This window comes from Nocardioides sp. NPDC057772, from assembly GCF_042798075.1.
Lineage (GTDB): Bacteria > Actinomycetota > Actinomycetes > Propionibacteriales > Nocardioidaceae > Nocardioides.
Genome location: NZ_JBHVKN010000148.1, coordinates 1 through 12651 on the forward strand (window position 1 = coordinate 1; position 12651 = coordinate 12651).

General features: G+C 71.0%; 13 protein-coding genes. 5 read left to right on the forward strand and 8 right to left on the reverse strand.

Features of this window, described 5'->3' with window-relative positions; genetic code table 11:
• From ACFVJS_RS20330 to ACFVJS_RS20360, 7 genes are all read right to left on the reverse strand, one after another.
• Positions 1–1015, reverse strand: a 1015-nt coding sequence (locus ACFVJS_RS20330; protein ID WP_378884058.1) for an FAD-dependent oxidoreductase, incomplete at its 3' end; no start/stop codon positions are given.
• A 384-nt stretch (positions 1016–1399) separates the two neighbouring features.
• Positions 1400–2326 (reverse strand): ABC transporter substrate-binding protein, encoded by a 927-nt coding sequence (locus tag ACFVJS_RS20335; protein WP_378884061.1) that lies wholly within the window; start codon positions 2324–2326, stop codon positions 1400–1402.
• 28 nt (positions 2327–2354) lie between these two features.
• Positions 2355–3074 (reverse strand): ABC transporter permease, encoded by a 720-nt coding sequence (locus ACFVJS_RS20340; protein WP_378884064.1) that lies wholly within the window; start codon positions 3072–3074, stop codon positions 2355–2357.
• Positions 3071–3727 carry an ABC transporter permease gene (locus ACFVJS_RS20345; protein ID WP_378884070.1) on the reverse strand — a complete coding sequence of 219 codons (657 nt, stop codon included), beginning with the start codon at positions 3725–3727 and terminating at the stop codon, positions 3071–3073. The genes ACFVJS_RS20340 and ACFVJS_RS20345 overlap by 4 nt, the downstream gene beginning before the upstream one ends.
• Positions 3724–4812, reverse strand: a complete 1089-nt coding sequence (locus ACFVJS_RS20350; protein WP_378884095.1) for an ABC transporter ATP-binding protein — start codon at positions 4810–4812, stop codon at positions 3724–3726. Before ACFVJS_RS20350 ends, ACFVJS_RS20345 begins: the two co-directional genes overlap by 4 nt.
• A gap of 237 nt (positions 4813–5049) precedes the next feature.
• Positions 5050–5583 (reverse strand): cysteine dioxygenase, encoded by a 534-nt coding sequence (locus ACFVJS_RS20355; RefSeq protein WP_378884073.1) that lies wholly within the window; start codon positions 5581–5583, stop codon positions 5050–5052.
• Positions 5580–6506 carry an amidohydrolase gene (locus ACFVJS_RS20360; RefSeq protein ID WP_378884075.1) on the reverse strand — a complete coding sequence of 309 codons (927 nt, stop codon included), beginning with the start codon at positions 6504–6506 and terminating at the stop codon, positions 5580–5582. The genes ACFVJS_RS20355 and ACFVJS_RS20360 overlap by 4 nt, the downstream gene beginning before the upstream one ends.
• A 65-nt stretch (positions 6507–6571) precedes the next feature.
• On the opposite strand from ACFVJS_RS20360, the gene ACFVJS_RS20365 reads away from it, so the two are divergent.
• Positions 6572–7588: an NADP-dependent oxidoreductase gene (locus tag ACFVJS_RS20365; protein WP_378884078.1), complete on the forward strand. Its 1017-nt coding sequence runs from the start codon at positions 6572–6574 to the stop codon at positions 7586–7588.
• Positions 7589–7594: 6 nt separating this feature from the next.
• Here the strand turns inward: ACFVJS_RS20365 and ACFVJS_RS20370 are convergent, their stop codons facing one another.
• Positions 7595–9022 (reverse strand): lytic transglycosylase domain-containing protein, encoded by a 1428-nt coding sequence (locus ACFVJS_RS20370; RefSeq protein WP_378884080.1) that lies wholly within the window; start codon positions 9020–9022, stop codon positions 7595–7597.
• 193 nt (positions 9023–9215) lie between these two features.
• On the opposite strand from ACFVJS_RS20370, the gene ACFVJS_RS20375 reads away from it, so the two are divergent.
• The 4 genes from ACFVJS_RS20375 (at position 9216) to ACFVJS_RS20390 (ending at position 12555) form a co-directional block, all read left to right on the forward strand.
• Positions 9216–9986, forward strand: a complete 771-nt coding sequence (locus tag ACFVJS_RS20375; RefSeq protein WP_378884083.1) for a hypothetical protein — start codon at positions 9216–9218, stop codon at positions 9984–9986.
• On the forward strand, positions 9983–10699 hold the full coding sequence (locus tag ACFVJS_RS20380; RefSeq protein WP_378884086.1) for an SDR family NAD(P)-dependent oxidoreductase: 717 nt from the start codon (positions 9983–9985) through the stop codon (positions 10697–10699). The genes ACFVJS_RS20375 and ACFVJS_RS20380 overlap by 4 nt, the downstream gene beginning before the upstream one ends.
• 137 nt (positions 10700–10836) lie before the next feature.
• A complete protein-coding gene (locus tag ACFVJS_RS20385; protein ID WP_378884089.1) occupies positions 10837–11607 on the forward strand; it encodes a glycerophosphodiester phosphodiesterase family protein in 771 nt (256 codons plus the stop codon).
• A gap of 9 nt (positions 11608–11616) precedes the next feature.
• Positions 11617–12555, forward strand: coding sequence for a DUF5926 family protein (locus tag ACFVJS_RS20390; RefSeq protein ID WP_378884092.1), 939 nt, complete (start codon positions 11617–11619; stop codon positions 12553–12555).
• The last annotated feature ends 96 nt before the right edge of the window (positions 12556–12651 follow it).

Below are 12651 nucleotides of genomic sequence, written 5' to 3' on the forward strand. Positions count from 1 at the left end.
GGCCCGGCCGGCAGTGCGTTCCGCCAGCTCCCGCTCGAGGGCGGGCAGCAGCCACGGCGCGAGGCGTGACAGTGCGCCGCCCAGCACCACAGCCCCCGTCGTCATCGACCACGGCCAGTGCGTCGTCGACGTTCAGCCAGCTGCCTGGCTCGAGGCCGACATGCTCCAGGCCGATGTCCTTGGTGTTCGGGACCCGGCCGGTGGCGACGAGGACCTCGTCGGCGACGACCTCGGTGCCGTCGGAGAGCGTCAGTCGCACCTCGCCGGCGTCGTCGCGCCGGACCTCCTCCGCCCCGGCGTCGAGATGAAGCGTGACCCCGTACGTCCGGAGCGCATCGGCGACGTACTCACCGGCAAACGGCTCGACCCCCGGCAGCAGCCGGGTGCGCGAGATGAGGGTCACCTGCGACCCGAGCGAGCTGAAGGCGGTCGCCATCTCGGCGCCGACCACGCCGCCGCCGATGATCGCGAGGCGTCCGGGAACGGTCGTCGCCCCGGCCGCTTCACGGTTCGTCCACGGCGAGGCATCGGCGAGACCGGGGATCGGCGGGATGAGGGCGGAGCTCCCGGTGGCGATCACGACGGCGTGGCGGGCCTGGAGGTTCGTGGTGGTGCCGTCGGACGCGGTGACCGTGACGGCACGGGTGCCGGTGATCCGACCGTGTCCACGCACCAGCGTGATCCCGGCTCCGTTCAGCCAGTCGACCTGCCCCGAGTCGTCCCACCCGGACGTGAACGAGTCGCGCCGGGCGAATACGGCGGCGGGGTCGAGCTTGCCGGTGACCGCCTGGCCGGCGGCCGGAAGCGCCCGTGCCGCGCGCAGCGCCGTCGCATCGCGCAGCAGTGCCTTCGTCGGCATGCATGCCCAGTAGGAGCACTCGCCGCCGACGAGCTCGCTCTCGACGATGGCGGCGGTCAGACCGCCCTGCACCGCGCGGTCGGCAACGTTCTCCCCGGTCGGTCCGGCGCCGACGACGATGACGTCGACGGTGAGGTCTTGGCTCGTGCTCGTCATGTCAGTCGACCTTACTCGTGCGCCGGGACCGGCGGATGGCAGAGACGAGGAAGAGATGCCTCCCGGATGGACCGGTGAGGCCGGTGCGCGACACGTTCGGGCCTGGGGCCATCAGGATGAAAGCCCGTGCCCGCGAACGTCGAGATCCCGTCGCTCAGGATCATCGCCAGGCACCCGCGCAGTACGCCCGGGATCCCGGACGTGGTCGTGACGGCGACACCGACGCGCTGAGCATGCCGAGCGCCATGTTGACGTCGAGAAGTACCCGCGGGCCGACTGCTCCGCACGGCGAGTCGGCTCTTCGACCCGAGGGTCTGCACTCGGTCGGGCTCGAGGGGTGCTCGCCTACCGCAGCGGACGGGGTAGGCGAGCGGGCGCGATCTCCTACTCGATGCCGTTGTCGGCGAGGAACTCCTTGGCGACAACGGCCGGGTCTGCCTTGTCGACCTGCACCTTGGCCAGGGCGTCGGTCAGGTTCTCGGTCGTCAGCGCTTCCGAGACCGCGTTGAGCGCGCTCTCGGCGTCGTCGCTGAGCGCCTCGGAGCGGATCAGCGGGACGATGTTCTGGGCGAGGAAGAGGTTCTTCGGGTCCTCCAGGACGACCCAGTCGTTGGTCGGGATCGCCGAGTCGGTGGTGAACACGTTGGCGACATCGACGGAGCCCTTCTTCAGCGCCGCGATGGTCAGCGGGCCGCCGGGATCGGTCGGGGTGACCTCCTTGAAGGTGACGCCGTAGACCTTCTCCAGACCGGGGATGCCCTGGGGGCGCGTCTTGAACTCCGCGCTGGCACCGAGGGTGAGGTCCTTGGCCACCGGAGCGAGGTCCTCGATGCTGGTCAGAGAGTACTTATCGGCGGTCGCCTTGGTCACCGTCAGCGAGTCCTTGTCCTCCGCGGCCGACTGCGGCAGCGTCTGGCTGCCCTCCGGGAGCACGTCCTGGAGCGCGGTGTAGACGTCGTCGGGGGCGGAGACGCCCTCCGGCAGGTTGCCCTCCGTGAGGTAGGACAGCAGACCGCCGTTGTACTCCGGCAGCAGGTCGATGTCGCCGCTCTTGAAGGCCTCCATGTAGACCTCGCGGGAGCCGATGTTGGGCTTGGTCTCGACCTCGACGCCCTCGGCCTCGAGAGCCTGGGCGTACATCTCCATCAGCAGCTCGCTCTCGGGGAAGTTGGCAGAGCCCACCACGATCTTGTCATCGCCCGACCCGGAGTCGGATCCGGAGTCGAGGGGGTCACCGCCGCAGGCGGTCAGAGTGCCTGCCACGGCGAGCGTCGCGAACAGGTACGCGGTGGTGCGGATTCGGCGGGACATGGAGATACCTCTCGGGTTTCTGAGTTGGTCAGCCGGCGGGTTCGCCAGCGGGTTGGCCGGTCGGGCGCACGGTGGCCGGGCGGTTGCCGGCGCCGCGGCCCTTCACGCCCGGCGACACCAGGAGACGTTGGGCCCCAGCGAGCGCGAGGTCGATCGCGACGGCGAGCACGGCGAGGACGATCGCGCCCGCGACCACCTGGTCGTACTGGAGCGTGGCCAGCCCGTCGAAGAGATAGCGGCCGAGACCGCCCAGCCCTGCGTACGCGGCGATGGTCGCGGTCGACACCACCTGGAGCGACGCGTTGCGGAGGCCGCCGATGATGATCGGCAGCGCGATCGGGACCTCGACCCGCCAGGCGATCTGCGTCTCGGTCATGCCCACGCCTCGTGCTGCGTCGACGGTCGCGTCGGCGACGGCGCGGATGCCGGCGTAGGTCGTGGCCAGGATGGGCGGGATGGCCAGCACGACCAGGGCGATCGTGACCGGGACCAGGCCGATCCCGACGAGCGCAAGAGCCAGCATGAGCACGCCGAGGGTCGGCAGCGCGCGGCCGGCGTTGCCGAGGTTGACGGCGATCAGCGCGCCGCGTCCGGTGTGGCCGATCAGCAGGCCGATCGGGAACGCGATCGCGGTCGCGATCAGCAGCGCGAGGAAGGTGTAGCCGAGATGCTCGAGGATGCGCTGAGGAAAGCCGTCGGGGCTGGTCAGCGACCAGTTGGTGGCGTCGAGCAGGTAGTCGAGCGTCATCGCGCACCTGCCCGCGACCACGGGGTGAGCCCGCGCTGGAGGGCGACGATGAGGACGTCGGCGATGACCGCGAGCGTCACCGAGAGGACCAGCCCGATCACGATCGGCGGCAGGTAGAAGCCCAGCTGGAACCCTCGGGTGAAGAGCTGCCCCAGGCCACCGATGCCGACCAGCGCCGCGATGCTGACCATGCTGACGTTGGCCACGGTCGCCACCCGCAGGCCGGTCATGATCACCGGTAGCGCCAGCGGGAGCTGGACGGCGAACCAGCGGCGTACGGGCCGGTAGCCCATCGCGGTGGCCGCCTGCAGGACGGTGGGGTCGACCGCGTCGAGACCGTCAGCGGTGGTGCGGACGAGCAGGGCGAGCGAGTAGAGCGTCAGCGCGACGACCACGTTGAGTGGGTCGAGGACGCTGGTGCCGAGGACACCCGGGAGCAGCAGGAGCAGGGCCAGCGACGGGACCGTGTAGACCACGCTGCCGGCGGTGAGCGCGATGTGGCGCACCGGGACGTAGCGGTGGACCAGGGCGCCCAGCGGAAGCGAGAGGACGAAGGCGATCGCCACCGGCAGCAGGGCGAGCCAGATGTGCTGGACGAGCGCGGTGAGGACGTCGCCGCCGTTGGTGGCGAGGTAGCTCCAGAGGTCGCTCACCCCGCCTCCCCCGAGGGGGCCGGGGCAGATGCCGGAGCAGACGAGGCGAGGGCTGCCAGGCGCTCCCGCTGCTGGGAACGTACGTTGCCCGCCAGGTCCTCCAGCAGGACGAGGCCGTCGGCGCGACCCTCGGCGTCGACCCGCACCGCGGCGCCCGCGGGCGAGAGGATGGCCAGGTCCGCGACCGTACGCAGGTTCGCACCGTCGCGGAAGGTGCCCTCGGTCGGGAGGAGCCCGTCCGGGCCTCGCCAGCCCAGCGGCCTGCCGTCGGCGTCGACCTCGAGCGTGAGCCCGTCGACGCCGTGGTCGATGGTCTTGAGCGCGATCTCGTTCCCGTCGGCGAACGAGAGGCCGCGGAAGCCGCGGTCGCGGCCGACGAGCGAGGCGACGAAGTCGTCGGCGGGTGAGGCGAGGATGTCGGCCGGCGGGGCGAACTGGGCGGGCCGGGCGCCGTTGGCGAGGACGGCGACCTTGTCACCGAGCCGGATCGCCTCGTCGATGTCGTGGGTGACCAGCACGATGGTCTTGCCGAGCTCGCCCTGGAGCCTGAGCAGCTCCTGCTGGAGGTCGTCGCGCACGACCGGGTCGACCGCGGAGAACGGCTCGTCCATGAGCAGCACCGGCGGGTCGGCCGCCAGTGCCCGGGCCACGCCGACACGCTGCTGCTGGCCACCGGAGAGCTGGGCCGGGTAGCGCTCGCCGAGGTCGGCCGTGAGCCCGACACGTTCGAGCAGCCCGAGCGCGCTCGAGCGCGCGTCCCGGCGCGAGACCCCCTGGAGGATCGGGACGGTGGCGACGTTGTCGAGGACCGTGCGGTGCGGGAAGAGCCCCGCGCCCTGGATCACGTAGCCGATCTCGCGGCGCAGCTGTGCCTCCGGGCGGGCGGTGATGTCGTCACCGTCGATCAGGATCCGGCCGGAGGTCGGCTCGATCATCCGGTTGATCATCCGCAGCGCGGTGGTCTTGCCGCATCCCGACGGACCGACGAACACGGTGATCTGACCGGTCTCGACCGTTAAGGAGAGGTCGTCCACGGCCACGGTGCCGTCCGGATAGCGCTTGGTGACGCCCTCGAACTCGATCACAGCCACCGCTCCTGTCTGTCGCTCGCCGTCTGCGGACGCCGTTGCACAAGATCTTCAGCCTGCCAGATCATCGGAAGGAACAGAAGGTGTTAAACGGATATTCAAACTGGTGTTTGCCTCGCCGTCCCGCCCTCGGCCTCCGACGCTTGAAATGTGCCACAGATACCTCCGCCTTCCGTGGCAACGACGCCGACGTACGCCGCATTCCGGATGACCGCGATCCGGCAGGGTGCCCTCTCAGTCCTCCAGCGGACGTAGCTCGTCGGCGTAGGAGACCGAGACGCGGCGCATGACGCCGTCGTCGCTGATCGCGTACTGCCCCATCCGCCACAGCGGCGGCGAATAGGCGTGGATCGACACCGAGCCGTCGACCGCGCCGCTCATCCGGTGGATGTGGTCGGGGCCGAAGCCGAAGCTGCGACCCGCGCCGACCTCCCGCTGCACGGGCGCGCCACCGAACCTCGGCTGCTGCTCGATGACCGCTCCGTGGGTCACCGCGACCGCGCCCGAGGAGATGTCGTGGTCGTGCCAGCCGGTGTCGTCGACCGTGTTCCAGCACAGCAGCCAGACGTCGATGTCCGTGTCGCGGTAGAGCGAGACGTAATGGCGGCCGCCGGTGTCGTGGCGCGCGAGGTGCTCCCACAGGTCGGGGCGCGCGGCGAGCTGGTCGACCCAGTCCCGGAGCTCGCCGGGGGCGAGGGCCCGGCCCGGCAGGGCGGGGAGGTCCGCGCGGCTCAGGACGGTGTCGACGGTCGGCTCGGTGACGGTCATCGGTCTCCTCCGGTGAGCAGGTGGTGCGGGTTGGTGACGAAGACGGCCCGACTCAGGGCCTCGCCGAGACCGAGCTGATCGCCTCGGGCTCCGCTTCGGCGATGGTCGGTCGGCTCGGCGTACGGACGGTCGGAGCCGTTCACCAGCGGGTCGACACCGACCACGCGCGACATCGCGTCGATCGCCTGGGTGCCGTAGGACGAGGTCTCGTAGTAGACGTGCCGGTCGATCGCGCCGAGGCTGCCGCCGCGCTGGGCGAGTCGCTCATGGTGGAGCGGCGCGAGCCCAGCCAGGGCCACGAACGCGATCCGCAGGGTCGGGAGCAGCGACCTGCCCGCGACGTGCCAGGAGTGCCAGGCGGCGCTCTGCTGGGCGATGTACGAGGTCACGGCGGGCCACCATCCCGGCAAGGCGGCGCGGGCTGCCGACGGACCGGCGGGTCCTGGATGCACCAGGACCGGCAGGTCGGCCTGCTGTGCGGTGGTGAGCACCGGCGCGAGGGCTTCGAGCGCGGACGGGGTCGCGAGCGCCGTCGCCGGCACCTGCAGGCCGTGGACGCGGTCGTTCTTCAGGACCGTCGCGAGGTCGTCGAGGTCGGGTTCGACCAGCCCGGGTGCCGCCCACAGTCCGTAGTCGGCCGGCAGATCGTCGACGATGCCGTGCCAGGCCTCCAGCAGCACGTGAGCCTCGTCCGGGGCGAGTGACTCGATCCCCAGCGGGCTGGAGAGGGACAGCAGCACGAGCCCGTCCTCCCGGGCCGAACGACGGGCGAGGTCGTGGTCGGCCGGATCGACGGTGTAGGGCGGCTCGCCGTCGAGGTGGAGGACCCAGCTGTCGAGATACGGGGGCTGCCGCCGACGACGCAGCTCCTCGACCAGCGCCGGCGGCCACAGGTGCTGGTGGACGTCGACCGGGCGCTTCATGATCTAAGTCAATAAGATTAAGCGTAATCAAGCAAGCCTGCCCGCCCGTACGGCACCATGGCGGGATGACCGACACGAACACACAGATCCTGCTCCGCGCTCGCCCGGTCGGTGAGCCGACCGCCGAGGACTTCTCGATCGTCACCTCCGAGGTGCCGACGCCCGCGGAGGGTGAGGTGCTGCTGCGTACGAGATTCCTCTCGCTCGACCCCTACATGCGCGGTCGGATGAGCGATGCGCCCTCGTACGCCGAGCCGACCGCGCTGGGTGACGTGCTCCCGGGCGCGACGGTCGCCGAGGTCGTGGAGTCGCGCGACCCGTCACGCGAGGTGGGAGATGTCGTCCTGGCGTACGGCGGCTGGCAGTCGTTCTCGGTCGCGCCGGCCAAGCACACCCGTCGGCTCGATCCTTCCGCTGCGCCGGTCTCCACCGCGTTGGGCGTGCTGGGGATGCCGGGGTTCACCGCGTACGCGGGCCTGACCCAGATCGGGCAGCCGAAGCCCGGCGAGACCGTCGTGGTGGCCGCGGCGACCGGCCCGGTGGGCGCCACGGTCGGTCAGATCGCGAAGATCCTGGGCTGCCGGGCGGTGGGGATCGCCGGCGGACCGGAGAAGGTCGCGCACCTGGCCGAGCTGGGCTTCGATGCGGCCCTCGACCACCGCGCGCCCGACTTCGAGGAGCAGCTGAAGGCGGCCGTCCCGGACGGGATCGATGTCTACTTCGAGAACGTCGGCGGACATGTGTGGAACGCGGTGCTGCCGCGGTTGAACAAGTTCGCGCGGGTGCCCGTCTGCGGGATCGTCGCCCACTACAACGACACCGCCGCGCCCGAAGGGCCCGACCGGGCACCTGGGCTGATGCGGCACGTGCTCAACAAATCACTGCTGATCAGGGGTTTCATCCAGACCGAGTTCGTCCGTGACCATGAGGACCGGTTCCTCGCCGAGGCGACGGGCTGGCTGGCCGAGGGCAGGCTCCGCTATCGCGAGGACATCACCGAAGGGCTCGAGAACGCGCCTGCGGCGTTCAACCGGATGCTTCGCGGTCAGAACTTCGGCAAGACGGTGATCAAGGTCAGCTGACCGGTCTCACGACGACGGCGTGGCGCTCGGTGACTCCGCGGCCGTCTCGTCGGGAGCCTCCGTCTGAGCGCCTTCCGACGGTGTCGTGGTGGGGTCGTCGGGCGTGGGCGTCGGAAGGTCTTCCCAGCCGGGGTCGCCGTGGAGGTCTCGTACGTAGTCCTCGGCGGCCTCGAGCTCGGGAACCGTGCCGGTGAAGTGGGTCGCGCACTCCGCGGCCACCCGCGCGAAGAGCTCGCCCTCGGGGTCGAGGTCGGGGTAGGTGGTGGTCACCGCCTCCTCGCACCTGCTCTGGGTGGTGGGCTGCGGCTCGGGCTCCTCGGTGGCCGGCGGGTCCGACGGCGTCGGGGACGGAGTGGGCGTCGGGGTGGGCGTCGGGGTGGGCGTCGGCGTCGTCGTCCCGCCATCCGACGGGGTGTCGCCGCTGCCGTTGTCGTTGCCGTTGTCGCTGCCGTTGTCGCTGTCCCCGGAGTCAGCCGGCGGGGGCGGGACCGGGGTCTTCGAGGCGCCGTTGGTGCCGGTCTTGGTCTCCGACTTGGTCGTCGACTTGGTCGTCGACTGCGCGGGTGTGTTCGACGTACGCGGCAGGGCGGACACGTTGGGCCTCATCGTGGAGGGAGAGCCGCCGTCCACGTTCGGGGAGCCCGGGTATTCGCCGTTGCGGTACTGGCCGGCGATCTTCAGCACGGCCTCCACGTACGTGTCGCTCTGGTTGTAGCGGTAGACCGCTGCCTGGGCGCCGGAGTCGGTGCTGACGTCCTCGGTGCCGGCGCAGAGGAAGGCCGCCGTGGCGACGGCGGCATCGTCGATGTCCTGAGGGTCGCGGCGGTTGTCGCCGTCGCCGTCGGTGCCTGCGAAGGTCCAGGTCGAGGGGATGAACTGCATCGGGCCGACCGCGTGGTCGTAGACCGTGTTGTGGTCGTAGAGGCCGTTGTCGGTGTCGCGGATCGCCGCGTAGTTGCCGGCGCCGTTGAGCTCGGGGCCGATGATCGCGGGGATGGCGAGGCCGTGGGAGTTGAGCTCGCTGCCTCCGAAGCGGCCGTGGTTGCTCTCGACCATGCCGATCGCGGCGACCAGCGCCCAGTCGATACGGCAGGCCGCGTCGGCGTCGTTGAGCACCGTGGCCGAGCGCTGGTAGGCAGCCAGGGCGACCGGGGGGATCGACAGCTCCTCGGCGTTGGAGGCCAGCTTCACCGCGTCGGTCGGGGTCAGGTTCTTCACGCCGCCCAGGCCGTTGGCGATGCCCAGAGGGTCCTGGAGCGCACCCGGGTCGGGCAGCTCCGGCCGCTGGTGACCGGTGTCGAGGCTCCCCTCGTTCGGGGCCAGGAAGGCGAAGCAAGCGGTCAGCGCAACGGCAGCGACGGCCCGAGGTCCGAGGCTGGTCAGCGCTGCGGTGCTGATGCTTCTGGCCCAGATCCTTCGGGGTGCTTTGGTCATGCCGATCTCACCTCATCCACGCGTGGGGGACGTGTACGTCTCCAGAGCCTACCCAGGTATCCCGCTTCGGCGCCCGGCAATAAGAAATCCGATCTCCGCGGTGAAGAACGGAAACGGGCGGGCCACCTGACGTTGGGCTGGTGTTCCCCGGTTCGCCGCCTGGTCTCATCTTGCGCCTGTCACCGTGGACCGCATGACTGAACGGACGCGTCTGTGGATGATTCCGCTGGCCGCGGCCGCGGGTTGGGGCGTCGGTTTCCTCCCCCAGCTCGTCCAGCCGCAGCCGCTCCTGCTCGCCCCGATGGTCGCCGAGCTGGTCTCGTTCACCCTGCTCGCCGCCGCGCTCGGCGGGCTGGCCGCCGGACTGCGCACGGACCGACGGCTGCTCAGTGCCACGCTGGCGGGAGCCGGTGTCGCCGGCGCTGCATTCCTTGGCTTGACGCTCGCCTCGGGGCCTGCCACGACCAACCCGTCGATGCTGACCCACCTGGTCGCGATCGCCGCGATCACCACCCTGGCCGGGCTCGCCGCCGGGCTCGCCGCAAGCCTGGGGCCATGCGTGCTGCGAGCTCCGATGCTGGCGGCGCCGGCCGTCTGCGTACCTCTCTGGCTCGACGGGATGCTCCCCGGCGAGCTGCCGTCGTCGGTGATCGACGCGCTGCTGGCGGCCGCGCTGGTGACCGTCCTGGTGACGTCCGTACGCCGCGCCGTCGACGTCGTCGCCTGGGTTCCTGCCTGGATCCTCGGCTGGGCGATGCAGACGCTGCTGACGGTGCTGGTGGCCATCGGCGTACTCATCCAGGAGGGCCGCTCGGTCGACGCCGGGCTCCTCTCCTCGCACCTGGTCTACTTCCACGAGCGCTGGAACGAGCCGGCGGTGCACTACCCGGCCGGGTGGGCGCTCGCCGGGGTGCTCGCACTGGCTCTGGTGGCGTGGAGGCTGCGTGACACCCTGCGGGTGTGAAACGCACTCTCATCACCGGAGGCACGCGCGGCATCGGTGCCGCCATCGCTCATCGCCTGGCCGTTGACGACCACTCCCTCGTGCTCGGCTACCTGTCCGACGCCTCGTCCGCCGCCGCGACGCGGGACGAGGTCCGGGCGCTCGGGGTCTCCTGCGAGATCGTCGGCGCCGACATCACCACCGACGCCGGCATCGCCGCGCTCTTCGAGGCCGCCGGGCCGATCACCGGCGTGGTGAACAACGCCGGCGCGACCTACCGCTACGCGCCGCTCGTCGACACCCCGCCGGACGAGATCCGGAGGACGTACGACGTGAACCTCGTCGGCCCCACGCTGGTCGCCCGCGCAGCCGTCTCCGCGCTGGCCGAGGGTGGCGTGATCGTCAACATCTCCTCGGGCGCCGCGACGCTGGGATCGCCGGGAGAGTACGTGCACTACGCCGCCGCGAAGGCCGGCATCGACACGCTCACCAAGGGCCTCGGTCTCGAGGTCGCCCCGCTCGGCATCCGGGTCGTCGCGGTCGCGCCCGGGCTCACCGAGACCGACATGCACGCCACCACCGGCGACCCCGGCCGGATCGAGCGGATGGCGCCGCAGATCCCGATCGGTCGCGCGTCCTCACCCGACGAGGTCGCCGAGGCGGTCGCCTGGCTGATGAGCGACAAGGCCTCGTACGTCACCGCGACCACGCTGCGGGTGGCCGGCGGGCGGTGACGACCGGCGCGGAGGCGGACGCGGCGTGGTCTTGATCTGCCGGGGCCGGGGTACCGCCCTGGCATGCTGACAGCGAGGTCGACGACTTCTCGCTCGTGTCGCGCGACGAGGCTTGACGGATGGCTCATGATCTCCTCATGAGGCCGCAGGTCGTCGCGCATCGCGGCGCCAGTCACGAGATCGCCGAGCACACCCTGGCTGCGTACGTCGCCGCCCTGGACGCGGGCGCGGACGCCCTGGAGTGCGACGTACGCCTGACCATGGACGGACACCTCGTCTGCGTCCACGACCGGCATCTGCGCCGCATCGGCGCGCGCGGCCTCGTCTCGGAGATGACGCTCGCCGAGCTCCAGGCGATCGACTTCGCGGCGTGGAAGAACGGGTTCTGGGAAGGCGAGGACGAGGCGCCGGACCGGGACATGCGGGGCGTGCTCACGCTCCACCGGCTGCTGCGGGCCGTGCGGGACTACGACCGGCGTGTCGAGATGGCGATCGAGACCAAGCACCCGACGCGCTACGGCGGGTTGACGGAGGGGCGGCTGGTCGACGTGCTCAACGACTTCGGGTGGGCGGGACCGGGCAGCCCGGTGCGGGTGATGAGCTTCTCGTTCACGGCGCTGCAGCGGGTGGAGCGGATGGCTCCTGGCGTACCTCTGGTGCAGCTCATCGACCGTGCCGCCAACTGGCCGCTGGTGCGGCATGCGATCGGCCCGGACTGGTGGCTCGGGGCCGGTATCGACATGCTGGCCGCCCATCCGAAGCTCGCGCGGCGGCTGGCATCGAAGGGTCGCAACCTGCACGTCTACACCGTCAACACGGAGGACCAGCTCAAGCTCTGCCTCGACCTCGGGGTCAACGCCGTCATCACCGACCGTCCGGGGTACATGTTGGAGCTGCTCGGCGGTTAGGGTTTGGCCGTGGCCAAGAAGTCCCGAGTCAAGAACCGTCAGGCGGCTGCGGCCCCGACGGACGGTCCCAACCCGCGCGCGGCGTGCCCGTGCGGGTCCGGCAAGCGCTACAAGGCGTGCCACGGTGCCGCCGGCGGTGCGTTCGTGGGGCGCCCGTTCGAGGGCCTGCCCGGCGAGTGCGACCTGGTCGCGCTGCGTGAGCTGGTGCCGTCGGCGACGGTGTCGCTGGCGGTGAAGGGCTTCGAGTCGACACCGGTCACGCTCGGCACCCTGCTGCCCGGCGCCGCGCCGGCGATGTCGCGCGATTCCGGCGAGGTGTGGGCCGGGCTGCAGGTGCAGCACAACTACGGCGACGTGTCGCGTGACGTGGCCGCGGCGCTGCTGCAGGCGCTGGAGAGCCGCGCGGCGGGCGAGTCCGGCATCTTCGGTCTCACCTCCGCGCCAGGCCCCGGCCCGCGGCTCCAGGACATCGTCACCAACGAGTCCCTGGACGTCACCGTCCACGAGGGCTTCGACTGGTGGCTCGGCGACGTCGAGGACAAGGGCGACTTCGAGCACGCGCTCGAGCACGCCAACGAGTCGGTGCTGCCGACGGAGCGGCTGACCTCGGTCGAGGCTGCGTACTGGACCTCGGTCGGCTCCAAGGAGCACCTGCGCTGGGTGATGCCCGAGCCCGAGGACGCCCTGCTCACCGCGCTCGCGCGGCTGCACGTGGCCGGCGACGACGTGATCGTCCCCGACGCCCGTTTCGTCGGTATGTTCCGTGCCCACGGCCTGCTCGCTCCCGTCTGGGACCTGCCGGTCGGCACCGGCGCCGAGGCGCTCGAGGAGCCTGCGGTGGCGTTCAAGAAACTGCTCGACGAGGCCCTCGCCGACGACTCCGAGATCACCCCCGAGGTCCGCTCGGCTCGCGCCGGGCTCGCCAACCGACAGGTCACGATCCGCTGAGGTGTGGATGCTGAACGAGGTTACGCGGTCAGCATCCACCACCATCGTGGAGCTCCGCGAGGGCAGCGACCGTTCACCGAGTTACCTCGGTGAACA